The 20,559-nt window shown below is 66.4% G+C and carries 28 protein-coding genes; 12 read left to right on the top strand and 16 right to left on the bottom strand.

Translation table 11 applies throughout. The annotated features are described in order from the left end of the window. Positions 1 to 9: 9 nt before the first annotated feature. The gene (locus tag ISP_RS37795; RefSeq protein WP_013229067.1) at positions 10 to 1,317 is read right to left on the bottom strand and encodes a hypothetical protein; all 1,308 of its coding nucleotides are present in this window, start codon (positions 1,315 to 1,317) and stop codon (positions 10 to 12) included. Between the two features lie 276 nt (positions 1,318 to 1,593). On the opposite strand from ISP_RS37795, the gene ISP_RS37800 reads away from it, so the two are divergent. The 3 genes from ISP_RS37800 to ISP_RS37810 all read left to right on the top strand — a co-directional run bounded on the left by ISP_RS37800 (position 1,594) and on the right by ISP_RS37810 (position 3,744). After that, entirely contained in the window at positions 1,594 to 2,055 is a 462-nt protein-coding gene (locus tag ISP_RS37800) for a glycine-rich domain-containing protein (protein ID WP_013229068.1), read from the top strand. Between the two features lie 14 nt (positions 2,056 to 2,069). Further along, positions 2,070 to 2,957 (top strand): phosphotransferase family protein, encoded by an 888-nt coding sequence (locus ISP_RS37805; protein WP_013229069.1) that lies wholly within the window; start codon positions 2,070 to 2,072, stop codon positions 2,955 to 2,957. A gap of 214 nt (positions 2,958 to 3,171) precedes the next feature. After that, on the top strand, positions 3,172 to 3,744 hold the full coding sequence (locus tag ISP_RS37810) for a hypothetical protein (protein WP_014467604.1): 573 nt from the start codon (positions 3,172 to 3,174) through the stop codon (positions 3,742 to 3,744). Between the two features lie 215 nt (positions 3,745 to 3,959). Here ISP_RS37810 and ISP_RS37815 read toward each other — a convergent pair whose 3' ends face one another. Beyond that, positions 3,960 to 4,904 (bottom strand): hypothetical protein, encoded by a 945-nt coding sequence (locus ISP_RS37815; RefSeq protein WP_014467605.1) that lies wholly within the window; start codon positions 4,902 to 4,904, stop codon positions 3,960 to 3,962. An 86-nt stretch (positions 4,905 to 4,990) separates the two neighbouring features. On the opposite strand from ISP_RS37815, the gene ISP_RS37820 reads away from it, so the two are divergent. Further along, positions 4,991 to 5,122, top strand: a complete 132-nt coding sequence (locus tag ISP_RS37820; RefSeq protein ID WP_014467606.1) for a hypothetical protein — start codon at positions 4,991 to 4,993, stop codon at positions 5,120 to 5,122. 176 nt (positions 5,123 to 5,298) lie between these two features. Here ISP_RS37820 and ISP_RS37825 read toward each other — a convergent pair whose 3' ends face one another. Then, entirely contained in the window at positions 5,299 to 5,457 is a 159-nt protein-coding gene (locus tag ISP_RS37825; protein ID WP_155258940.1) for a hypothetical protein, read from the bottom strand. A 72-nt stretch (positions 5,458 to 5,529) separates the two neighbouring features. Between ISP_RS37825 and ISP_RS37830 the strand changes: the two genes are divergently transcribed. Further along, positions 5,530 to 5,808, top strand: coding sequence for a hypothetical protein (locus ISP_RS37830; protein WP_013229071.1), 279 nt, complete (start codon positions 5,530 to 5,532; stop codon positions 5,806 to 5,808). Between the two features lie 113 nt (positions 5,809 to 5,921). Then, entirely contained in the window at positions 5,922 to 6,173 is a 252-nt protein-coding gene (locus tag ISP_RS37835; RefSeq protein WP_013229072.1) for a hypothetical protein, read from the top strand. A 44-nt stretch (positions 6,174 to 6,217) separates the two neighbouring features. Here ISP_RS37835 and ISP_RS37840 read toward each other — a convergent pair whose 3' ends face one another. Continuing rightward, complete coding sequence (locus ISP_RS37840) at positions 6,218 to 7,015, bottom strand: hypothetical protein (protein ID WP_141748519.1); 798 nt, start codon at positions 7,013 to 7,015, stop codon at positions 6,218 to 6,220. Positions 7,016 to 7,095: 80 nt separating this feature from the next. Beyond that, positions 7,096 to 7,488: a hypothetical protein gene (locus ISP_RS37845; RefSeq protein WP_014467607.1), complete on the bottom strand. Its 393-nt coding sequence runs from the start codon at positions 7,486 to 7,488 to the stop codon at positions 7,096 to 7,098. Between ISP_RS37845 and ISP_RS37850 the strand changes: the two genes are divergently transcribed. Then, the gene (locus ISP_RS37850; RefSeq protein ID WP_013229073.1) at positions 7,487 to 8,794 is read left to right on the top strand and encodes a VOC family protein; all 1,308 of its coding nucleotides are present in this window, start codon (positions 7,487 to 7,489) and stop codon (positions 8,792 to 8,794) included. The two genes, ISP_RS37845 and ISP_RS37850, sit on opposite strands and share 2 nt — an antisense overlap. A gap of 96 nt (positions 8,795 to 8,890) precedes the next feature. On the opposite strand, the gene ISP_RS37855 is transcribed toward ISP_RS37850, so the two are convergent. After that, positions 8,891 to 9,142 carry a hypothetical protein gene (locus ISP_RS37855; protein ID WP_230468531.1) on the bottom strand — a complete coding sequence of 84 codons (252 nt, stop codon included), beginning with the start codon at positions 9,140 to 9,142 and terminating at the stop codon, positions 8,891 to 8,893. A 34-nt stretch (positions 9,143 to 9,176) separates the two neighbouring features. Here ISP_RS37855 and ISP_RS37860 point away from each other — a divergent pair, with 34 nt between their 5' ends. After that, complete coding sequence (locus tag ISP_RS37860) at positions 9,177 to 10,478, top strand: hypothetical protein (RefSeq protein ID WP_230468532.1); 1,302 nt, start codon at positions 9,177 to 9,179, stop codon at positions 10,476 to 10,478. Here the strand turns inward: ISP_RS37860 and ISP_RS37865 are convergent. After that, positions 10,389 to 10,676, bottom strand: a complete 288-nt coding sequence (locus tag ISP_RS37865; RefSeq protein ID WP_013229075.1) for a dihydropteroate synthase — start codon at positions 10,674 to 10,676, stop codon at positions 10,389 to 10,391. The two genes, ISP_RS37860 and ISP_RS37865, sit on opposite strands and share 90 nt — an antisense overlap. 60 nt (positions 10,677 to 10,736) lie before the next feature. Between ISP_RS37865 and ISP_RS37870 the strand changes: the two genes are divergently transcribed. After that, the gene (locus ISP_RS37870) at positions 10,737 to 11,066 is read left to right on the top strand and encodes a uroporphyrinogen decarboxylase/cobalamine-independent methonine synthase family protein (RefSeq protein WP_071831714.1); all 330 of its coding nucleotides are present in this window, start codon (positions 10,737 to 10,739) and stop codon (positions 11,064 to 11,066) included. A 32-nt stretch (positions 11,067 to 11,098) separates the two neighbouring features. On the opposite strand, the gene ISP_RS37875 is transcribed toward ISP_RS37870, so the two are convergent. Beyond that, positions 11,099 to 11,791, bottom strand: a complete 693-nt coding sequence (locus ISP_RS37875; RefSeq protein ID WP_230468533.1) for an NPCBM/NEW2 domain-containing protein — start codon at positions 11,789 to 11,791, stop codon at positions 11,099 to 11,101. Continuing rightward, the gene (locus ISP_RS37880) at positions 11,730 to 12,431 is read right to left on the bottom strand and encodes a citrate/2-methylcitrate synthase (RefSeq protein WP_230468534.1); all 702 of its coding nucleotides are present in this window, start codon (positions 12,429 to 12,431) and stop codon (positions 11,730 to 11,732) included. Before ISP_RS37880 ends, ISP_RS37875 begins: the two co-directional genes overlap by 62 nt. On the opposite strand from ISP_RS37880, the gene ISP_RS37885 reads away from it, so the two are divergent. Both ISP_RS37885 and ISP_RS48425 read left to right on the top strand, forming a co-directional pair. Beyond that, positions 12,336 to 12,560, top strand: coding sequence for a hypothetical protein (locus ISP_RS37885; protein ID WP_230469002.1), 225 nt, complete (start codon positions 12,336 to 12,338; stop codon positions 12,558 to 12,560). The two genes, ISP_RS37880 and ISP_RS37885, sit on opposite strands and share 96 nt — an antisense overlap. A gap of 92 nt (positions 12,561 to 12,652) precedes the next feature. Continuing rightward, positions 12,653 to 12,847: a (2Fe-2S)-binding protein gene (locus ISP_RS48425; protein ID WP_080604935.1), complete on the top strand. Its 195-nt coding sequence runs from the start codon at positions 12,653 to 12,655 to the stop codon at positions 12,845 to 12,847. A 75-nt stretch (positions 12,848 to 12,922) separates the two neighbouring features. Here the strand turns inward: ISP_RS48425 and ISP_RS37890 are convergent, their stop codons facing one another. From ISP_RS37890 to ISP_RS37900, 3 genes are all read right to left on the bottom strand, one after another. Next, positions 12,923 to 13,858 carry a hypothetical protein gene (locus ISP_RS37890; protein ID WP_013229078.1) on the bottom strand — a complete coding sequence of 312 codons (936 nt, stop codon included), beginning with the start codon at positions 13,856 to 13,858 and terminating at the stop codon, positions 12,923 to 12,925. Between the two features lie 213 nt (positions 13,859 to 14,071). After that, entirely contained in the window at positions 14,072 to 15,214 is a 1,143-nt protein-coding gene (locus tag ISP_RS37895) for a hypothetical protein (protein ID WP_013229079.1), read from the bottom strand. A 103-nt stretch (positions 15,215 to 15,317) separates the two neighbouring features. Next, positions 15,318 to 15,596 (bottom strand): hypothetical protein, encoded by a 279-nt coding sequence (locus ISP_RS37900; RefSeq protein WP_013229080.1) that lies wholly within the window; start codon positions 15,594 to 15,596, stop codon positions 15,318 to 15,320. A 129-nt stretch (positions 15,597 to 15,725) separates the two neighbouring features. Here ISP_RS37900 and ISP_RS37905 point away from each other — a divergent pair, with 129 nt between their 5' ends. Next, a complete protein-coding gene (locus ISP_RS37905; protein ID WP_013229081.1) occupies positions 15,726 to 16,322 on the top strand; it encodes a hypothetical protein in 597 nt (198 codons plus the stop codon). Here ISP_RS37905 and ISP_RS37910 read toward each other — a convergent pair. The 4 genes from ISP_RS37910 to ISP_RS37925 all read right to left on the bottom strand — a co-directional run bounded on the left by ISP_RS37910 (position 16,319) and on the right by ISP_RS37925 (position 20,475). Then, a complete protein-coding gene (locus ISP_RS37910; protein ID WP_013229082.1) occupies positions 16,319 to 17,479 on the bottom strand; it encodes a hypothetical protein in 1,161 nt (386 codons plus the stop codon). The two genes, ISP_RS37905 and ISP_RS37910, sit on opposite strands and share 4 nt — an antisense overlap. Next, complete coding sequence (locus ISP_RS37915) at positions 17,472 to 18,581, bottom strand: ImmA/IrrE family metallo-endopeptidase (RefSeq protein WP_013229083.1); 1,110 nt, start codon at positions 18,579 to 18,581, stop codon at positions 17,472 to 17,474. The genes ISP_RS37910 and ISP_RS37915 overlap by 8 nt, the downstream gene beginning before the upstream one ends. Positions 18,582 to 19,123: 542 nt before the next feature. Continuing rightward, the gene (locus tag ISP_RS37920) at positions 19,124 to 19,399 is read right to left on the bottom strand and encodes a hypothetical protein (RefSeq protein ID WP_014467611.1); all 276 of its coding nucleotides are present in this window, start codon (positions 19,397 to 19,399) and stop codon (positions 19,124 to 19,126) included. A gap of 299 nt (positions 19,400 to 19,698) precedes the next feature. Beyond that, positions 19,699 to 20,475: a DUF2637 domain-containing protein gene (locus tag ISP_RS37925; RefSeq protein ID WP_014467612.1), complete on the bottom strand. Its 777-nt coding sequence runs from the start codon at positions 20,473 to 20,475 to the stop codon at positions 19,699 to 19,701. Positions 20,476 to 20,559: the final 84 nt, after the last annotated feature.

Below are 20,559 nucleotides of genomic sequence, written 5' to 3' on the forward strand. Positions count from 1 at the left end.
GTCCTCTTTCTAGACTGCGAGCTTCGCTGCAACGACTTCGCGGATGTCGCGTACGGCAGGAACCGTAGCGAACGCCCCTGCTTCCCGATGGAAGTCCCGCAGCTTGATCCCGACCCGGCCCGACGTCCACGGCGCAGCGTCAGGCAGGGCCATGCCGATCAGCTCGGCGGCGCGTTCCGGCTCACGAGTGATCAGGTGGGCGCGGGCAAGCCCGACGAGGTCGAAGACGCGGTTGCGGACCCGATCAGGATCGCGCAGGGCGATCGCGCGGCCGATGTAGACGTGGGCTTGGGCCGCGTGCCGGGCATCGTGCCGTGACAAGTCGCGGTAGCGAGCGCCGATGACGCCCATCAGCTCGGCTTCGTCCAAGCTCCGGACCGAGGGGGTCGCTGCGTCGCCGTCCCGAAGCTCCTCGCTGAAGTAGTCCTCGGCGAGCCGGACGGACCGTCGGAACGCGGGCGCGTCACCGAGCTGGGCGTGCGCCCAGGCCTCGCGGGTGGCCAGGACAGCTCGTAGCCGCGGGCTGGCCGTCCGGCGGGTGGCGTACTGCGCCAGCTGGACGACCTCGAGACCGTCGGCCGGCCGGTCGAGGTCGAAGCACTGCCTGGCCAGCGAGGCGAGTGCGACCGCGGCAAGCGCGTCATCGCCGGCGACGTGGGCCAGCTGAGCTGCCAGCTTGAAGTAGCGCTGGGCCGCGCCGTGCGCGGCTTCGTCCCAGGCCATCGTCGCGACGATGTCGGCGAGTTCGGCGCCGACGCGGAAGGCGCGACGCGTCTCCGCCGTGCCGGATGGAGCCTCCTTCAGGCGGCGAAGGTGGGAGTCGAGCTGCGCCACGGCGGTCGAGCGTGCGACGGAGCCGCTGGCCGAACGCCAGCGACGAACGAACTGGACAAATTCTTCTGCCGAGGTCAGTTCGGCCACGGTGAACGCGGTCGACGTCCGCCGCGGCGCAGCGCCTGCGGCCGGCCAGAGGAACGGAGTCAGCTCGGCGGCCAGCGCCGAACCGGCCAGGACAGCAGCAGTCGCGAGCAGACTCCGGCGAGAGGTCGGCATGAGGTCCTGTTCGGTCGCGGTGACCGCCCTGTCGACGACGACGTCGGCCTGCCACGCGCTGAACGACGACGGTACGGCCGGGCCGGAAGAACTCGCAGGCGCGGCAAAGCCGAGCGCGGCGTCGTCCGATGCGCCCAGGACGTGCCGGAGAGCGGCTCGATAAGCCGCGCTCGGCCGCCGGACGACGCCTCGCTCGAGCTTCGCCATGTAGTGGGCGTCGAAGGGGTACCTGGTCTGGGTCGTTTCCCACAACCAGCGCGTCACCCCGTCGGCGACATCGGCTCGGGATGCTTGTTCACCAGGCACGCTCGGCGAGGGCAGTCGTTCCCGCGCTGCCCGCAAAAGGCGATTCGGCTCTGGCACGTACCCTCCCCGGTCACGCCGAGTGTAGCCACGCCTGCGCGTTGAGTCACCGCGTGAAGGTCATCTGCCCCGCTCTGCCCCGTACCTCCCCGCGACGCCCCTGAGCTTGGCCTCCCTTCCGCCAGCGGAGCCGCCGAAGCTGGGTTCGTCCAGCGCTCCGAACCCGAGGAGAACTCGATGTCGATCACCATCAGCACGCACCGAACCGGGCGGTCCCTCGTCTCCGCAGACCTCTTCCAACGCCTGAGCAGCCGCATCGTCATGGCGGAACGTTTCGAGCGCGACCTCGCCGAACGCATCCTGGACCAGGCATTGGCGTTCCTCGCCGCGTGCGGCTCTAACGTCGATGCCCCGCTCGCCCCGAGCGAGCTCGTCGACATCGGCTGGCACACCTTCATCCTCGACACCCACGAGTACGCCGCCTTCTGCGACCACGTCGCCGGCAGGTTCCTCCACCACGTGCCCACCGACGGCCGGAACGACGGGGAGTCACCCGCGGCCGTCTTCGCCCGGACGACTACGGCGATGCGGCGGCTCGGCTTCTGCCTCGACGAGGCGCTGTGGCCACGTACCGCGCTCGGCAGCTGCACGGGCTGTCACAATGGCTGCCACGAGGACCCGCCGCCGGTCGCGGCCTAGGAGGACGGACGGCGATGCCGCGCAGCACCTGGGAAGCCTTGCCCGTCGCGGTGCGAACCGCGATCGAGCGCGAAACCGGCGGCGTACACGACACCGTGCTTCCCGACGCAGGCCGCAACTCCGACTTCTCCGCCACACTGCACACCGAGACGGGCGCCATTTTCTGCAAGGGCATCGCCGACGCAGATGGCAAGCGCGGCCGCATGCACCGCCACGAAGCCGCGGTCAATCCGCTCCTCCCGCCCGAGGTCGCTCCTCGACTGCTGTGGCACGCCGAGGCCGACGGCTGGCTTCTCCTCGGCTTCGAGCACTCGCCCGGCCACCACGTCGACCTCTCGCCGGGATCCGCCGACCTGGGACCGGTGCGGGACGTCGTTACGACGATGGCGGCGGCCCTGAGCACGGTGTCCGTCGACGCGCCGTCCCTGGCGGAGCAGTGGGCGAGACTGGCCGCCTGGCGACGTCTCGCCAAGGACGCTCCTGACGATCTCGATCCGTGGGCCCGAGACCACCTCGACGAGCTGACGAGCTGGGAGACCACCGCGGTCGAGCACGTCGCGGGCAGCACACTCGCTCACACCGACCTGCACGCCTTGAACCTGCTCAGCAACGACGGCAAGGTCCAGATCGTCGACTGGGCCTGGTCGCGAAACGCCAATCCAGCAGTCGATCCGGCCTTCCTCGTCACCCGCCTCATCGAGGCCGGCCACGCTTCCGAAGCAGCCGAAACCTGGGCGGAGCAGCTGCCGCTCTGGCAGCAGACTCCCGCTGAAACCAAGACGGCTTTCGCGGTCGCTATCTGGGGCATCTGGGAGTACCTCGAACGCCACCAGCCGCTGGCCCACCGCACCGCGCTCACCGCGGCCGCCCGATCATGGGCTCGTTACCGGCTCGACCTCTGATCTCGCCCGTGGCGGGTGATGACAAGGCGGGCCGCCGCCCACCTTCGTAACCTCGTCCATCGGCACGCCGAACACGTTCATCACCACATCCAAGTCCACGACAGGCGGGCGCTCCGGTAACCGGCCTCGCGTGTCGACCATCACCACCCGGGCGTCGACCAGCGCGATCTGCTCCCATCCCAGCCCGCTACCGAGAGTCAGCTACCGTTGCCGGATGGCGGACACGATTATCGCTGCGCTTGCCGGCGGGGGACTCACACTGTTCGGCGCAGTCGTGACAGCCAGTTTGACCAGCCTGCGTGAGCGCAAGAACAGATCCAACACCCACTTGTCGCGCCTGATTGAGCGCCGATACGACCTCTACCTGACCTATCTGGACGTCATGACGCGCAACGCCTCTGTATTCCGAGGTGAAGAGGATCCACGCACCCCCGACGTCGACGCCCTCTACGTAAAGCTGGCCCGCCTGGAACAAGACATGCAGGTGTTCGCCAGCAACATGGTCCTCGGCGCATTCGAGGAGTACCGCGAGTGCATACGGGCATTCCTCTCATGGAACAGTGCTGACGAACAGGAACAGACTCGTCTGCTGCGGCTCGAACGGGCTGTCCACACGCTGTCGCTCGCGGTGATCCGTGAAGACCTGGGCGTCGACGGCTTCGAACCGCGGTGGCGCGCCCGCCGCGTGCGGCGGGCCACGAAGCTCTTCAGACAGAAGATGGAGCAGAACACCCTCCTGCCGGGGCCGCTCGATATCGTGGCCCTGCCGGATACGAACCGGCCGTAGCGACGAAGTTCAACCCGTCCTGATCACCCATCACCGCTCCCCGAGCGAGCTCTGAGCTCGCTCGCACCGAAAATGACGTGCGTCTGACGGCAGGGCAAAGCAGCAACGCGAACCAACCACCGCCACCTCGCTCTGGAGTGGACGGACGGGACTACGGGATCGCCGGTCTCGATCGCGGCCTCAAGCCGCAACCCCTCGGCCCCGACCGTCCTTCACTAGCTCGGCCGGGCTTCCTCGTCCGGCGCGGCCGGACCGGTGAACCGATGGACAGTGCCATCGAAGTCCCGGAAGGTGTAGACGTCACCGGCCAGATCGGCTGCCACCAGATCGTTTTCCTCCCCCAACTCGAGGGAGTCGATGTCGGGCATCGGCAAGCCCAGCGAGCTGGTGCAGTAGGTCAGCACCTTCAAGACACCGTCGGTCATCACTTCCATCGCGCTGGCGAGCGTCCGGTACTCGACCGGGTCGTCGCTGATCTGGATCGAGGGCGAGAAAGCGAACGTCGGAACCACGTCGATCGGCGCGTTCCCCCGAGGACGCTCGAACTTGAGGACGAGCACGGCCTTGTTGTCGCCGTCGATCGGCCCCTCGTGGCGTCGCTCCTCGACGATCTTGATCGGCGTCTCGGAACGAATGACCACCGGCGCGAGATCGAAATAGATGCGACCGACGATGTGGACAGCGCGATGCTTGTCAAGATTGGACAGCCAGCGAAGGACCTCAAGCGGAGAGGTGTGCGCCCGATTGCCACCGTGAAACGGTTGCAGCGCTTCGATCACAGCCCAGAAATCCGGCACCACCAGCGCGCTGAACTTGCGTCTCGCCTCGGAGAAGCTGCTTGCCTTCGTCGTGATGGGGAACTGTACCTGGTTCGGCTTGGCGGGCCGGCCGGAGTGCATCACCACGGCCGTCCACATCGAGTGGTCCAACGCTGCCCGCAGGTTGGTCAAGATGTCGCCGAGCAGGACGCTCCAGGACTCGGAAAACTCCTTCTTGGTCTTCAACCGCCGCTGCATCTTCACCAGCGGGTCCGTGCTGTCGGCCACGTTGTCCCAACGGACGTACTCGTACGAACCGTCGGCGAGGAACTCACGGGTGCGGCGAGCGAGTACTCGCTGGTGCTCGACGGCACGCGCCCACTTCAGCCACGCTGATCGCATCTCCACCAGCTCATGGTAAAGCTCGCCGGCCGACCGGGAAGGTAGTCGGCGGCGCGCCTCGGCTCGGCAAGGAAGCCCGCTGGGGGATGACGTTCTCGGCGCTCGCGCCGCCGAAGGGCAAGACCTACATCGCCGTCTCGCTGACCAACGACCCGGCCGTCCTGTTCGGAGCCCCGGCCGTGGCGACCAGCGCACTCGACGTCATCACCAAGCAGTAGTAGGCATCCGGACCGGTGTCCGGCGATCGGGCTCTTACGTCCTCACTCGTTCCCTTCAATTGGTTGCCACGTCTTGGTTTCCCGGTCCCACCGGTCGACCGGCCGGCCATCTTCAGCCAACCGGAGGATGACCGGCGGCCCGTCGCCGTCGCGGACGACGGTGCACCGCCAGGACGTCACGATCGTCCCTCGACGCCCGCCAGAGCCGCAGAGTCGATCTCCGTACACCCGAGAAAATAGAAGCCCTTCAAGGGGACGCGCAGTTCAGAAACCGACAACATCGGCATCTTAAATGAACCGTCAGCGTTGTACGCCTCGGCATTGGTCAGTGACATGCCGGAAGAGGCTACCCGACGTTGCCCGGCCGCGGGCCGTCTGCCACTGCAACGAAAAGGAGATACACCCGGATGAGTACACGCCAACGCACGGAAGCGATCGGCAAACCCACCTCGACTGGCAACGACCTGGCCGTGACCTGGCGCGGCAAGCGCTTCACCCTGCCTAGCCCGGAGAAGTTCCCGCTCGAAGCACTCGAGGCGGAGGAAGAGGGCAAGCACCTGACCGCGCTGAAACTCATCCTCTGGGCCGCCCAGTACGCGACCTGGCGCGGCCTGGCCGTCACGGCCGCCGACGCCGAGGACTTCTCGGCCGTGGTCATGAAGGAGCTGGGCCGGGGAAACCGGTAACGGTCGCCCTGCTCCTGGCCGACGAGGCGACCGCCGAAGCCCTGGAAACGGACCTGCTCCGATACGGGGTCGACCTGCTCGATCTCTACCGGGGCGGCCTGTCCTACCGGCGCGTGTGCGCGCTGATCACCCACCTGCCCGACGACGCCGCCGTCTGGCGCACGCTGAACCTACGCGGAGCCTGGACCCACGCTGACCTGCTCGTCTCAGGCACCGAACGGCGGATCACCGCCCTGTGGGCCACCGTCGCCGCAGCGCTGGGCCACGAGCTCACCGACGCGCAGCTCGCCGACCCGATCGAGGTCATCACGCCCCCACTCCGCTCGCCAGCCCGGCCCCGGCCGGCCCCGGCGAGCCGGAGCTGAAGTCTTTGCGTGAGATTGCGCTATGGATGCGTGACCAGGACTGATTACCGGACCAAATTTCCTCGTTCGGCGCGCAGATTCCAGGCAGTAATAATTGCGATTCCCACGAGGAGGGTGGTGGTCAGCAAGTCGCTATCTGGCGCAGTAAGCCGCAGGTCGAGAATCCCTTCTGCGCTTTCACGAAGTTGTTCATGGTCCGCCATAGCGAGTACTGCCCACGTTTGCCCATGCGCTACCCCGCTGCACTCATTCCAAATGATCTCCGCGACATCTTCGGGTACCTCGTCAATGGCGGACGCTGCTGCTCTGACAATCTCGCTAAACGTGGTCCTTTGCAAGATCTGTGCCTGCTTTTGCCCTGAGAAGCCCCGCTTAGACCCAATGTCGAGAAGAGTTTGTTTACGATCGGGCTCTAGTGAAAATCCTGGGTCAGCTAGCTTCATGGCCTTGGCGCGGTATGTCATATTCGTCCACTCCCAACGCAAACGCCGGAGAATACGCTCATCTCTCGATGCAGGCTGAAGGAGCCAGGCGGCCGTTGACGCGTTCTCCAATGCGCCACGCAGAATGGTGAAAGTTGCCCGCGCCGGGATCACGCCAGCTCGACCCACGAGTGCACTCAAGGTCTGTATGTGATCAATCGCGCCGACGAGTGAGTTTGTAACGGCGTGTCCAATTTGGTAGGGATCCGTCTCCTGGTTGTCGCGAAATAGGCTACTGCCACCTGACGGTGCGGGCCAAGGTTTCTGAGCAGACTGATGCAGGAATTCCATACCGTCGAACACTTTTTTGAGGCCAGCAAGGGTCTCCGGGGAAACACTTCCGTTTTGGCGAACTTCCACCTTTGATCCTCTGATCTGCCGTTAGACCTCAATCCTACGGCGGTCTTAAGTCGGACATTCCGACTGGCGCTCCTACTCGGCTACGGAGGGGTGAGCGCCTGGTGACGACGGTCGGTCACGCCTACTTCAAGCTCCTGCCCAGCCTGCAAGGGCTCGGCCGCGAGATCCGCGACCAGGTCCGCCAGAACGAGCGCACAGCCCCGACGATCACGCTGTCGGCGCAGGTGCAGACGGCCCTGCTCAAGGAGCAGATCCGCGCCGCCGCTCGCGAAGGCAACGACAGCGACGTGCGGCTGCTGGCCAAGCTGGACGCCGTCCCGGCCGAGACCCGGCTCCAGCGGCTCGTGCGTGAGCTGTTGGGCAAGTCCGTCTCGATCAAGGCCGTGGCCGACAAGTCGATCGGCTCGACGGTGCGCGGCCTTGGCGAGCTGGACGACGGCCTGAACCGCACCACCGTGGGGGTTCACTCGCATGACGCTGTCCGTCGGCGCGGCAGTGCTGAAGTACGGCGCGATGGCCGCCGCGGGCCAGGCCGTGACCGTGCTCGGCGGCATCGGGTCGGCGGCGGCCACCGCCTCCGGCGCCCTGCTGGTCGTCCCTGCGGCCGGCCTTGCCGCAGCGGCGGCGATCGCCACGCTCAAGCTCGGCGTCTCCGGGTTCGCCGATGCGCTCAAGGAGAGCGACCCGGCCAAATACACGCAGGCCATCGCCGAGTTTCCGCCCGCGATGGCCGCCGCTGCGAACGCGGTCCGCGCGCCGCGTCCGGACCTGACCGGGCTACGGCAGGACGTCCAGCAGCGTCTGTTCGCTGGCCTCACAGCGGAGATCACCGGCCGGGCTGGGACGTACCTACCGCTACTCCGTACCGAAACTGAACTGGGCGGCATCACGGACGGGCTCAACGCCGGAGCGGGCGGCCTGGCCGCGTTCGCCCGCGAAGGCCGCACCGTCGACGACGTCCGCTCGATCTTGGACAGCACCGGCGCGTCCGTGCGGCTGGCCTCCGCCGGGGTGCAGCCGTTCCTGCAGGCACTGCTGGACGTGGCGGCGGTCGGCGCGGAGTTCCTGCCTGGGTTCGCCTCCGGGCTGGCCGACGGTGCCCAGCGCTTCGCGGACTTCATCGCCACCGCGCGCCAGACCGGGCAACTGCGCGAATGGATTTCGGCCGGGCTCTCCGCCGTCGGTGACCTGGTCACGATCCGCGCAACCCTCGGCCAGATCGTGTTCGCGGTGTTCTCCTCCGCCAGCACCGGCGGCGACGGCCTGCTGTCCACGCTGGTCGCGATCACAGGGCAGATCGCCGCGTTCGTCCCAGTCCGCGCAAGCGCCCACAGCCGCCTCCAGCACGCGGCGTTCTTCTACGGCGTCCAGCAGCACAACATCGACGCGGCGGAGATGTTCCGCGAGCACGACATCACGATCGAGGCGGGCCCGGACCGCCACGGCATCACGCAGGGCGCATTCCTGTACGTCTTCGAGCCGGGCGGCAACCGCATCGAGCTGTTCGGCGAGCCTGGCATCCTGCAACTCGAGCCGGACTACGAGACCCGCACGTGGCAGATGTCCGACATCGACACCGGCCTGGCGATCGGCGGCGCGAAGCTGCCGTGGGAGACGTACTTCAGCTACGGCACCCCGCCGACCAAGCCGTTGTCCGAGCACCTCGCCGAGGTACCCGGGCCGCCGGCGCCGCCGTCCGCCGAGTCGGCGGCTGCGGCCGAGGTCGTTCCCGATGGGATCGAGCACTCCCGCGGCGTCGCCAACGCGCCCGTGGGCTGAGCGAGCCGGCCGGGGGCAGGGCACTGCTCCCGGCCGGACGCTCAGCGGGCAGCGGCGTACTGCCGGCGCCTTCCCGGCGAAGAGACTCCACCTGGCTCACCAGAACTGAGCCGCCACGGCGAGGAAGAACAGCAGCGCAGCCAGCAAGTGCGCGGCCTCGATCACCAGCCCCCGCAAGGCGTGAAGCACCCGTCGCGCGGTCTCGATTCGTTCCAGCACACTCCGGCTCCACTCGTCGGCTCCCCAGTGTGCGTCCACCTCGCGCACCTTCTCCGGGAACACGACCTCAGGGTCGGCTTGCGGCTCATCCACGCTGCCGTTCACCGTGTCCGTTTCGTCGTCGTTCATGCCCTCGACTATCCTGATCGTGATAGCCTTGCCTATGGCGATCAAGCGGGCGCTGGGCAGCATCGACGCCGCCGCGCTGGCCAAGCTCGAAGACGCGCTGGGAAAACCGATCACCAACGACTTGTTGTTCGCGCACCTCCGCGACGGCGGCTGGCTTGACGACATCACCCAGGCCGGCGAGGCCGGAGTGGCGGACGCCGTGGCCGAAGTCGAGAAGATCCGGGCCATGGCGGCAGAGCCTCGATCGGAACGGGCCCGCGGAGTCCTTCCAGCAGAGGGACGACCGGAAGTTGACCAGCAGACTCGGGCCGCCGACGTCGGACCGCGGTTGAACGCCTTCCAGACGGCGCTGACCAGGCTCGTCGCGGACGAGGCCGACGAGGACCCGCGCATCGGTGATTTCCGGAAGAAGTATCTGCCGCACGGCAACACCTTGCTACCCAATGAGATTCACGATTGGGTCCGTGAGCACGTCACCACCCAGCCGACCGACACGGTTCTCGTAACCCTCCCGGTGCCCCGAGGATGGAAGCGCCACGAGCCGATCCCGGCTCCCTCGAGTCACTTTCCGGTAAGCCACAACTTTCCGGTGGTGGAGTACCTCGGGCCCAAGTTGCAGCGTGAAATCGAGGATGGCAGCGCCGGCGACCAGCGAAACGATCACCCCCGTCCACATCCGGATCCCGACGACGGGCCTCTCGCCTTCGGCTTGTTCTTCGAACCTGCCGCACCCGGAGGTGTTCTCTTCAAATTACGCGAGTTGGCCCGAAGTATCGGACGGATCCATGGCTGGACAGAGAGCCAGGCCGCAACGTTCGTGCTGACCGGACTCTCCCCGCTCATCAGCATGATCCGAGTGACGCATCTTGATCCCCCCATACACAACAACGAGTTCTGTCCCTGGGGCGAGCGTATTCGGCTGGACGTTCACCCTGCAGCGGCGGCTGAAGACGTCGCTGCCGCCTACGTCGCGGCGCGTGCCGATCTCGAGATCGCCGAGACCTACGGGCACAGTCGTGTCAAAGGGCCGTCGACACGCAATCTCCTGCTCGCCGCGTTCGTGGCCGGCCGCACCGGAACGTGGCAGCAGAAGATGGACTCGTGGAACGAGGAGTACCCGGAATACGCGACCAGCCGGCTGAGCAACTTCAAGCGCGATGCCAAAGACACTCGGTTGCGAGTGCTCAATCCCGGCCGCCAACCAGCGACCGAGAAAGCTGACCCGCCACCCAGTTATGCGCAGCAGTCACCGATCTCCCCAGACAGCCTCGAGCATGGTGATCGTGTCGCAGGTCTGCGGCACGTCGTGGACCCGGATGATGTCGACCCCGGCTGACCACGCCGGGGCGATCAGCGCCAGCGAGCCCGGCAGCCGGTCCTCGACGTCGCGGCCGGTGACCGCGCCGATGAACGACTTGCGGCTTACGCCCAGCAGGACCGGGATGCCGAGGTCGCACATCGCCGGCATGCGGCGCAGCAGGCGCACGTTGTCCTCGACCGTCTTGCCGAAGCCGATGCCCGGGTCGATCCACACCTCGGCGATGCCGCCGGTCTTCGCCGCGGCCGCGATGTCCAGCAGTACGTCGCCGAAGCACTGTTCCGCCGCTGCAACGGTTTCGACCGCTTCCTCCTCGAGTACGACGACGAGCGGTCGGGCACCTTCGAGCCGCTCGCGGCGGCACCGCCGGACCGGACGGTGGTGCTCGGGCTGGTGTCGACGAAGACAACCCGCGTCGAGTCGGTCGACGAGATCATCGGCCGGCTGAAGGACGCGACCGCCCACATCCCGGCCGAGCAGCTGGCGCTGTCGACGCAGTGCGGCTTCGCATCGATGGTGGACGCCCACCCCGACCTCACCGAGGACGTGCAGGCCGCGAAGCTGGACCTGGTCGCTGAAGCCGCCACGGCGTTCTGGAAGGCCTGAACCACCTTTGTCGCGCTCAGCTCGGCTGCCGGTCAGTGAGGTTTACCCGGAGGTGCGGTACAGCGCACCTTCGGGCTGCCCCACGCGTTGTTCGCATCCTGACTCGCCTTGGTGTCGAACAAGGTCAGCCGGCTCACCCCGGCGATATCCACGACGAGCTGCTGTGGCTGGTCCTGCAAGGTCGCGTCCGCGCCGGCGATCTCCGCAGCCTCGGCCTGGACGCTGAAGTGGCCTGTGCCGCCCTTTCCCGACGAAGCCGCGTCCTTGCCGACCCACACCGAAAGCTGGTCACAAGCCCCCGCGGTCAGCCAGGTGCGCCGATCGTTCGGGTCCGACGCCGAAGACTGGTAATAGCCCTTGATGCTGTTCGGGAACGACGTGTTGCCGATCGTGATCGACGAGACCGAGCTGTGGCCGTTGCCGAACGAGACAGCTTCGTAGGCGGTCAGGTCGTACCAGGCGGGCCCCGAACGCCTTGCCTGCGACACCGGCGTCGTCTCCGGCTGACGCTCCGCTGTTCCCGCGGCGACGGGCTTGGTCGGCATCGCGGGCTCGTCGGGCTGCGCCGAGGAGACACCACTGCTCGAGGCGACCGCCGTGCCGGGAGCCGTCGGGCTGGCCGCCGGCGCTTCCGCGTCGGCACTGCTGCCGCCGAAGATGTGGTCACCGAGGTCGAAGACACCGTTCAGGAAAGCAACGAGGCCGGCGATGATGCCGCCGGCCACGAAGTACCACTTCTTGTTTCCGTTGCCCGAGTTCGTCACGCACCACAGTCGGTGGCGCACCGTGGATCGTTACGGTGTGTGCGGGATCAACTCGAGTCCACCTTGCCTTCGCGATAGCACCGCGGGCTGATCGCGTACCGGTCACGGAACGGTCGGCTGAAGTGGGACGCGCGCGGCAACCTGACAGCCCGCGCCGATCTCCTGGATGGAACTCGCGCCCCCGGTGTCGAGCAGTTCCCGGGCGCGTTGGAGCGCGGCTGGTCGGGGTGGAACTGGTCACGGGGCTCTCCTTCGCGAGTCCGCGTGGACCCCGAGGGAGCGCACGGCAAAAGCCGCTGTAGGTGCTCGACAGCCGGATCAGGCTGTTGGCCGCCAGCTGTTCCATGATGTGGGCAGTCCAGCCGGTGATGCGCGCAGCCACGAAGATTGGGGTGTCGAAGCCCATCAGGTGATACGCCGGGCCGGCCGGATAGTCGAGGTTCAGGTGCAGGCCCTTCTCCGCGTACATCGCCCGGGCGAGGGCCTCGTGGAGGTCCAGCGGCTCATGGCCGTCGCGGAGCTCGGCGACCTCCTGCAGGGCGTGCCGCATCGTCGGGAGCCGGGAATCGCCCTTCTTGTAGACGCGGTGACCGAAACCCATGATCTTGCGCTTCTCGGCGAGCGCTTTCCGCGGCTAGGCTTCGGCGTTGCCCACGGAACCGATCTCCTCGAACATTGCCATCACAGCCTCGTTCGCGCCGCCGTGCAGCGGGCGTGCTCGGAGGCGTGATCCGGAGGATCGACACTGCGGTGGCGGAATTCTCGCTGTCCGAGCAGATCCGCTGAGGCAAAGTGGCTTCCGCGGTCAACGGGGCCTCCCGGATGCTCATCGCCGCCCAGCCCGCGGGCGCGCCGCGGATCCGGGCGGTCACCTCGGCACTGCTCTCCGAGCCACCGCTGGCCGGGAGCGGCGTAACCGTGGATGGACAGTTCCGGCGCCGTAGCTGCTGCCTGATCTACCGAGCCTCGCCCGAGCGCAACAGCCCAATCTGCGGAGACTGCGTGCTCACCCCCTGACTAGCCCTTACTGGCGCGGGATCCGTGCACCGTTGCCGGTGGGGGCGGACGTCTGGCGAATGGCGGCCAGCGTCGTCAACCAGCAGGGTCGCCCCATCCCTCCGGGCGGTCAGCAGCCAAACGCGCCAGAACTTCGGGGTCGGCATCCTCAGACAACGTGGTGTGTTCCAGAAGCCACCGTGACGCCGGACCCATGAGAGCGGCCGGATCAGCTCCGGCGAACACCAGGTACTTGAGCGCCGCGTATTGCGACATGGCGTTGGCAGCTTCGATGACTTCCACCATGGCCGCGGAATCCGGCAACGTCAGTGCTCGGAAATGACCTGGCTCGAATTCAACTCCAACAACCGTTCGCTGCAATTCCAGGTTCGGCCAATACTTCCCGTGAGCAGCGCCGCTCGCCGCACGCCACAGCCGTTCGATGTCGGCCGCGTTCAACGCAAGATCGACCGGCAGACAAGCGTGTTTCAGGACATCGAGGTATCCGTTGGGCGGCGCCAGCTCGTCCTCGGTGTACCTCGAAGCGACACGCGCGAGCAGGTCCGCATCTCGCTGACGGCAGCGTTCCTTGTGCGCGGCATCAGCCGCGCTCTTGCGGTGCTCGGCGATATCCCAGCGGATCAAGCACAGGTGACGCCGGACGCATTCAACGGGTCCTTCGGCACTCAAGAGCCATACGGCCTGCGCCGCGCTCTCCAAGGCGGCACGTGCGAGGGTGAACGTCGGCCTGAGGCTGAAGTTGACGACTTGCTCGTCGTGGAATTTGAAGGGAGCGACGTGGTCTGCCCACATGAGGAGATGCTCGTAGGCCGCCTCGATGTAATGCTTCGCACGAACTGAAACCTTCTCAAACGGGTAAAACTCGTCGACCGTCCGGAGGTTCGATCCCGCTTCGGGATCACCACACGAGCGGACCATGTGCCACATGATCCGACTCCCCTGAGCGACCTGCACGAATGCCCGGCTGTGATCGGCCGGCACCGGCTCACCGATTTCCACGAATTCGATCATAGGCCTGGGGACCTTCTCCGTCTCGACGACGCGCCCCCTGCAGGGCGCGGAGAAGCCTCGACGGCCAAGTCATCCGCATGCGCGCCGGCTGGACCTCACCTGGCGAAGTGCATTGGCGCGGCAGCACCAACATCAACAGTACGAGCCACCTCTCCCTGCTCGAAGGCCCGAGGGCGACCGTGCGCGTACACCGCCCGAATTCCGGTCGAGTTGTCAGGCTCCCTGCCCGTCAATCACCCGATTCGTCAGCTCCACAGTGGCCAGGTAGACCCAAAAGATCCAGTCGAGGTAGAACTCGTCGTAGTCCCGCCTCTGCTTCGCATCTTGGTGACGAACGTGGAATCCGTTGGCGATCTCGAAGAGCGCACCACTGTCTTTCTTGGCAAGGGCAGACACCAACACGTTGTGCCGACGCTCCTCGAGGACAAGGGCAAGGGCCACCACCGCCGAGCGCTTCTGGTTGCGGTCCGCCCCGCGGGCGCGGAACAACTCGATCGCGTGGCGGACCTGGTCGGCCGGTCCTCCGTCATCTCGCGTGATCAGCTTGTGAACCAGCGTCGAGCGGGCGTCGTCGGTCGCCAAGACAAGGCGGCCCACATCGGCACCCTCTTCGGCCAACCGATAACCGAACTCGCTCCGGTCGAGGATTTTGTTCACCCGCCAACGGTAAGCGAGGCGTCCCGGTTCGATCTCGAAGAGCTCATTGTGCCAGCCGCATTCCCCGTGGCTGTGAAGCCAGCGCCGCAGGGGCCGCGCAGCCGTGTCGTGCAACAACTCGACAACATCGAAGAAGAGATCGTGGTCCTGCGCCAGGCGATCCGCACGTAACGGCCACAAGCCGGCGACCCCTAGCTCACGCTCGACCCACCGCGCCGGCCTGTCTCCATATGGATCGTCGATGCAATCTTTTCCGAAACGCTTCTCGAAGTAGCCCAGCATCTCGAGCTCATGGACCAGGTCGACGAATTCACGGACAGTCTCTTCCCGGGTCAGGGCTCGGGCGGAGCGCGGACCCGTCTTCCGCTCACTCCAGTACGGACGACGAGGGGGCGGATCCTCGTTCAAGAGGTCCGCGTTGACCATGAGGTCGCGGAGGAACTGTTGCTTGAAGGTCATGGCTGAACGGGGCGTATCCCGGCCGTCTCGAGGACTGGCATGCGGGAGTTCGCCGATCTCAGCGAACTCCTCCACAGGCCCACCTCTGATGCCTCGCACGAAGGCATCGTCCAGAAGCAACGCGCAGCGATCATTCCAGTCGTTCAGATCGCGTTGGTTGAGCAGTTTGGCGGCCTCGGATTTGAACAGGGCCCGCGGCCACACGAGCTGGTAGTCGGCCTCAGCCAGTCGAGCGCTCACCCGTGCATTGTCCCTCAACGGCACCGTGACCGTGCGCACCCCGCCGAGCCGGCTTGGCCTTGCGAGGCGCGCCGCAGTCGGCGGACCACGGATTGAGACCGGCCTATCGTTCGAGAGATCGCCTGGCCGCCTCGATGATCGACCAAAGGCTGCTGTCGGTGCGGTCGTAGTAGATCCGCCGTCGCTCCTTGCCGCTCGACTCCGTGAGCATGCCGAGCGATGCCAGCCGACGCAGCTCGACGCCGACCGCGCTCTGGGCGATGACGTCGCTCGGAGGCTCGGACTGGTAGAACCGGCGTTGCGGGTGGTCAAGGATCCAGAGCGCGAGCTTGAGCCGGCAGGGTCTCCCGAAGAGGAGCCGCCCCAGCTCGTCGGTCTCCACGAACGCTCCCGGGTGTCTAGTATCAACTTTCAAGATAGTTGATAGGCTGGGCCAGTCAAATACACGGCCTGGTGAGACCGGTGATGGTGCGGTAGACCATCGAGGATCAGCAACGCGAGGGAGCAGAACGTGGACGTCGCGGTCAGCTCCACCCGTCAGGTCGGCCTCGGCGAGGAGACCTACGCTCGACACCTGCCTGGTAGCGGCGTTGGGGCCGTCGCGCACTACCTCCTCGACCGTCGCGAACACGAGCGACGGCAGCTGGCTGAACTTGGCAGCCTGGATGATCTCGCAGCTCTGGACGCCATGTTGGAACTGCCGGAGGAAGCGGACATCTCCCGGGAGTCGGTGTCCGGGCGCGTCCAGCGCATCGTCGCCCGGCTACCAGAGTCAGCGGTGTCTCAGAGCGAGGACAGGTTACGCAGGCTCGCCCGGCACCCAGTGCGGGTCGAGCGGATCACTGTAGCTGTCCGACGTTCGTGGACGGCGGCGTTGCAGCGCGTTCTCGAGTTCAGCCAGTTCGCCGAACGGGTCCTGGTCTGCACGTCGAGCCCCACTCATGAGCAGGTGCTCGAAGCGTCCTATAACGGAGTGGGAGTCGCCCTCGAAGGTGACGACGGGAACTGGGTCCTGGAACCCGATGCCTTCGTCGTCCAGCAGCATTCAGCGGCCCGCTGGGCGTTCGCCGAGCGCGTGTATGCGCTGCACCTCTCCTGCTCGAACTAGGCGGGCAGCTTCGCCCAGCGCGTCAGGACCGCTTGAGACTTGAACGCCTTGGGGTTGCGCAGCTGGTCGTTGAACAGGGTGTGGTGGTCCACCGCGACCTGGCACCGCTTCTTCCACCACTCGCCTCGATCGGCGCGTCGAGGAAGCTCCCGCTGCAGGGTGTGCATGAGAGCGCTCCAGACGGCGATGTTGTGCGAGCGGGCTTCAAGCTTGTCCTCGGTCGGGTGAAGCAGCCGGGTCAGCTTCTGTCCGTGGCAGATCGAACAGGAACACGACGGCGACGACGAGTTGGCAAACTTTTCGGCGAGCGACGTCGTCCTGATGAAGCTCAACAGCTCGCTGACGAGAACACTTGGCGGCGGTGGCCCGTCGCTGGGCGCCGACTTCGGTATTTCCCCGGGTGGGATCAGGTGCCGGCGCGTCGAGGTCAGGCCGATCGCGCCGGCGAAGGAGTTGTGGCAAAGCCCGTCGATAGCCGAGAGATCGGTCCCCAGTCGCATGAGGTGGGGGACTTCACGCTCGAGGCGACGGAGGTTCTCAGGCGCCTCCTTGACCTTGGCCAGCGGGTCGAACTGGCCGCCTAGCCGCAGCCCGATCGGCGTCTTCGCAGCCTGCAGCAAGGCGCTGAACTGGTCGATGAACGTCTTGTTGAGCCACGCGACCGCTGCAGCGACGACAAACACCGTGTCGTCGCGTTCCAGCTCGGATACTCGGCGCACCTGGGCCTTCAGGCTGGCTGAGTCGCCGGCGGCGACGTACAGCGAGGGCGTCGCGGCGACCGAAGCCCCGCGGGCCAGCTGGTCGTCCAGGACCGCGTCCAAGCCGCCATCAAGCGTGCCGGGCAAGTCGAACGGCACTTCCGGCGTGGCACAACGCTTGCAGTAGATCTCCGGATCTGCGACGAGCACCAGCTCGTCGAAGCCCGCATCGCGATACCCGGCGATCTTCAGTGCCGCGTTGTCGCCACCGACCCATACACCACCCCACGTCGGGTCGACGGCCCCTAGGACCGGTTGCAGTTCGCGGGTACTCGCGGCGGTCAGCAGGCGATCGAAGAGCACGCCGACGCGGCCAGGTGGCCGGAGCCGTTCGGCGTCCTTGATGGCGGCGTTGAGCGCGCCGCTTTCATGCGATCCGGCACGGTCGTCGTTAGCCACACGTGCCCCCTTCGAGAGTCGAGGCGAGCTCAGGATCGGACTGCCCAGCGAGCCCGAACACCTCGGTGAATTCGGCAGTCGTCAACAGAGTGCGTGCGGCCAGGTCGTCAAGGCCATCCTGCTGTCGGGTGATCCACTCGCGTGCCGCCTTGAGCGGCAGCCGCGGGTGCTCCGCCGGCAGTACACCAGGTTCGTCCGTCCGGTAGCCGAGACTGGAGAGCTCGACATTGAGGGTTCGGTAGCGCCAGTCCGTAATCACGCCCAGGTCGTGGGCACGCCGGACGAGCGCTGCCATGGACACCTTCCACCGTTGCTTCAGCGCGCCGAGCATGGCGATGTCCAAGTCGCTCTTCAGATCCGCGACGATTTGCGCGGCCGGCATCAGGAATTCGGCAGCAAACTCGTCGGCTTCCTTCTCTTGATTCGGCCCGACAACCGGGTGACAGACAATGTGTCCCAGCTCGTGTGCCAGCGTGAATCTCTGCCGGTCCGGTGGTGTGGCGGCATTCAGGAGGAAGACAGGCGCCTCATCGTCCGGCCACTGGCTGACGGCGTCCCATGCAGCCGATGGTGTGCGGCGCTGGACCACGATGCCGCCGGCCTGCTCCAACAGGTCGACCATCGACTCCACCGGCCCCGGCGGTATCCGCCACCGCTTGCGCACCTCGGCCGCGGCGTCGCGCGCGGTGTCGATGACGGACACCGGGAAGCGGAAGAACGCGTTCGCGGGCTGAACGTCGGTACCGTGCAGCAGATGGCGGGTCTGGATCCGCGCGAGGTTGAGGTAGGCGTGCACGCGACGGCCAGCAGCAGCCGACAGGGACTGGCGCTTGCGGTGGTGCACACACGTCGTCCCGAGCCCGAAAACGTTCCCCGACAAAGTCAGCAGCTCAGTGGGGTAGCCCAAGACTGCGGCGAAAAGTTCCAGTCGCTCACCACTGACCGAAGTCGCCCCAGCCTCGGCCTTCGAGACGTAGCCCTGCGTGATCTTCGGGCCGTCGCCTCGCCGCTCGCTCATTTCCCTGGCGACGTCCGACTGGGTCAGCTCACGGGAGTCCCGGGCGAGCGTCAGCATCACCGGATTCGCGCTGGTCTCAGCCACGGGCCACCTCCTTACCTCAGGAGGGTACCACGCCGCATCGCCTCAGAAAACCTACTCGAAAAATTCCATCGATGGTTGTCCCGTCAAGCTCAGCCGACTACGCCGCCAGGTTGGCGGCTACCCTCCTCCTCTGGGCACTCGAACTTCATCGCGGACAGCCGCGCAAAGGGCACGCGATTTCGCTGCCCCGATTCGCAGCTCGCGACGTAGCGTTTCCGCGGAGATAGGGCGTCCGTGCAACGTCCAGTGCTCTAGGTTGAGCACCCGAGCGCGGTCCAGCTCATCTATAGCCTTGTCCCGACAAGGCTCCGCCCCCGTGACGTCTCGCTGGCTGCTGTCGTGGCGCGAATGCTCCACCAGGTTCACGCTCGCGCCGATCAACTGGCCTACGGGTTTCGCAGGTGATTCCGGCTCGGCATCCGCGGCCTGCAGGCCTCCGAGCAAGACTGGACCGACTTCGGCCCAGCCGATGAGAAGCAGAGGACCGACTGCGTCGAAGGCGGCCTTGCCCCACTCACCCGCGCAAACCGGATCAGCGACGTTCAAGGCGAGCGTAACCATGCTCGCCGCCAGCAGAAGGCGCCGAACTGGCCGCAGTACTTGGTCCGGAGGCCCTGCGTCGCCAGATGCCTGCTACCTGCCAGCAAACCGATCACGGTCAGGTCGACGGCCGGTGCAACCAGCGGGGCGACGTACGCAGGAACGCCGATCCGCAGGGCGAGCGCCAAGACGTTCCCGAAGCCAAACAGGAAAGTAAGACCGATGACGATGCTCATCATCGTCGTGACGAACCTGCTCACGCTGGCCGAGGAGCCCATCACCGCCTCCCGCGCTTCGCCGAGAGGTCGTACGTGCCCTGGATGACCAACGTGCCGGTCAGCCTGGGCCTATCCGGTGATGATGGTCTGCGTGGTGCCCCCGACGAGATTCGGACCCGCACTCGCATGCTCGGCAGCGATCTCGACTACCCTCCTGAGGGCTGCGGCTAAGTCCGTGTCAATACACAGCGGCGCTCTTCGATCCGACGAGCTACCGGTCTTCGGTGTCCCAACAAGGACCGCAACGGTTGCCGACTGCAGGTCAGAGGCAATGTTCAGGCCTCAATGCCAGTGCGAACTTACGGCGCCCCCGAGACTGCGCGGCGAACACGCCCAGCGTGCTCCACCTGGACGTCGGTTGCCAGTTGTCTCAACTCGACGGACGAAGCCAATCGGCCCTCAGCTCGCCACTTCCGAATGATCCGTCGACCGTAGTTGTGCGTGCCGGCCGCCCGATCAAGCTCCGCGCCGTTCGGATGACAACCACGCGCACGGGCGCCGACGTAGTACTCCCACATCCGTTGCTCCGCCGTCCGCTCTCCGAACTGCTCGTCCGAAGTCGAGACCGAAAGCAGCGTGACCACATCGGCAGTCTCGCCGACAGACACAGTCTCGCGGGCATTCTCGTTGGCGTCTCGGCTGGCGATGCGCCTATCAGAGCCAGTCTCACCAACCCGGTGCTTCAGCGCACCGTTCAACAACTCGACCGACAAAAGCAACACCAGCGGCGGACACGCCGCCACCGTCACCTGCAACACACTCAAGGCCGGCGCCGAGCAGATGTTCGCCACCAACGACAGGCAGATACCGAACACGAACGCCAGCCATGCCACCCACCGCGGCGACCGGCGACCGCTCCGGTGCGTCTTCCACAGCTCGACCGTCGCGATTGTCAGCAGACCGTCGACCAAGAGCGGCCAGATCGTCGCCGTCACCGTGTCAGCGCCGAAGCGGAGCGCGAACTCACGTCCGTGCCGATACGAGGCGTACGCCGCGCCGAGGGCGACCAGCCCGGTGCAAGCGCACTGGACGGACAGGGCAAGGTCGTGAGCAAGCCAGCCCCTGAGTCGCGTCATGACCGCTCTGAGGTTCACCCCGAACGGTGGACAGGGGCTTACACAGTTCAAGCAACCACTGGCAGCGACTTCTCGTAGTCGTTG

It is taken from the genome of Amycolatopsis mediterranei, assembly GCF_026017845.1.
GTDB classification, from domain to species: Bacteria; Actinomycetota; Actinomycetes; order Mycobacteriales; family Pseudonocardiaceae; genus Amycolatopsis; species Amycolatopsis mediterranei.

Bases quoted from the DNA above. Each gene is read 5' to 3' on its own strand.
- ISP_RS37800 (WP_013229068.1), top strand. From the start codon at position 1,594: ATGTCGATCACCATCAGCACGCACCGAACCGGGCGGTCCCTCGTCTCC.
- ISP_RS37880 (WP_230468534.1), bottom strand. From the start codon at position 12,431: ATGGGTTTCGGTCACCGCGTCTACAAGAAGGGCGATTCCCGGCTCCCG.
- ISP_RS37855 (WP_230468531.1), bottom strand. From the start codon at position 9,142: ATGAACGACGACGAAACGGACACGGTGAACGGCAGCGTGGATGAGCCG.
- ISP_RS37890 (WP_013229078.1), bottom strand. From the start codon at position 13,858: ATGATCGAATTCGTGGAAATCGGTGAGCCGGTGCCGGCCGATCACAGC.
- ISP_RS37925 (WP_014467612.1), bottom strand. From the start codon at position 20,475: ATGACGCGACTCAGGGGCTGGCTTGCTCACGACCTTGCCCTGTCCGTC.
- ISP_RS37820 (WP_014467606.1), top strand. From the start codon at position 4,991: ATGACGTTCTCGGCGCTCGCGCCGCCGAAGGGCAAGACCTACATCGCC.
- ISP_RS37830 (WP_013229071.1), top strand. From the start codon at position 5,530: ATGAGTACACGCCAACGCACGGAAGCGATCGGCAAACCCACCTCGACT.
- ISP_RS37850 (WP_013229073.1), top strand. From the start codon at position 7,487: ATGACGCTGTCCGTCGGCGCGGCAGTGCTGAAGTACGGCGCGATGGCC.
- ISP_RS37805 (WP_013229069.1), top strand. From the start codon at position 2,070: ATGCCGCGCAGCACCTGGGAAGCCTTGCCCGTCGCGGTGCGAACCGCG.
- ISP_RS37885 (WP_230469002.1), top strand. From the start codon at position 12,336: ATGGCCGTCGCGGAGCTCGGCGACCTCCTGCAGGGCGTGCCGCATCGT.
- ISP_RS37845 (WP_014467607.1), bottom strand. From the start codon at position 7,488: ATGCGAGTGAACCCCCACGGTGGTGCGGTTCAGGCCGTCGTCCAGCTC.
- ISP_RS37825 (WP_155258940.1), bottom strand. From the start codon at position 5,457: ATGTCACTGACCAATGCCGAGGCGTACAACGCTGACGGTTCATTTAAG.
- ISP_RS37920 (WP_014467611.1), bottom strand. From the start codon at position 19,399: ATGGGCTCCTCGGCCAGCGTGAGCAGGTTCGTCACGACGATGATGAGC.
- ISP_RS48425 (WP_080604935.1), top strand. From the start codon at position 12,653: ATGCTCATCGCCGCCCAGCCCGCGGGCGCGCCGCGGATCCGGGCGGTC.
- ISP_RS37815 (WP_014467605.1), bottom strand. From the start codon at position 4,904: ATGCGATCAGCGTGGCTGAAGTGGGCGCGTGCCGTCGAGCACCAGCGA.
- ISP_RS37860 (WP_230468532.1), top strand. From the start codon at position 9,177: ATGGCGATCAAGCGGGCGCTGGGCAGCATCGACGCCGCCGCGCTGGCC.
- ISP_RS37810 (WP_014467604.1), top strand. From the start codon at position 3,172: ATGGCGGACACGATTATCGCTGCGCTTGCCGGCGGGGGACTCACACTG.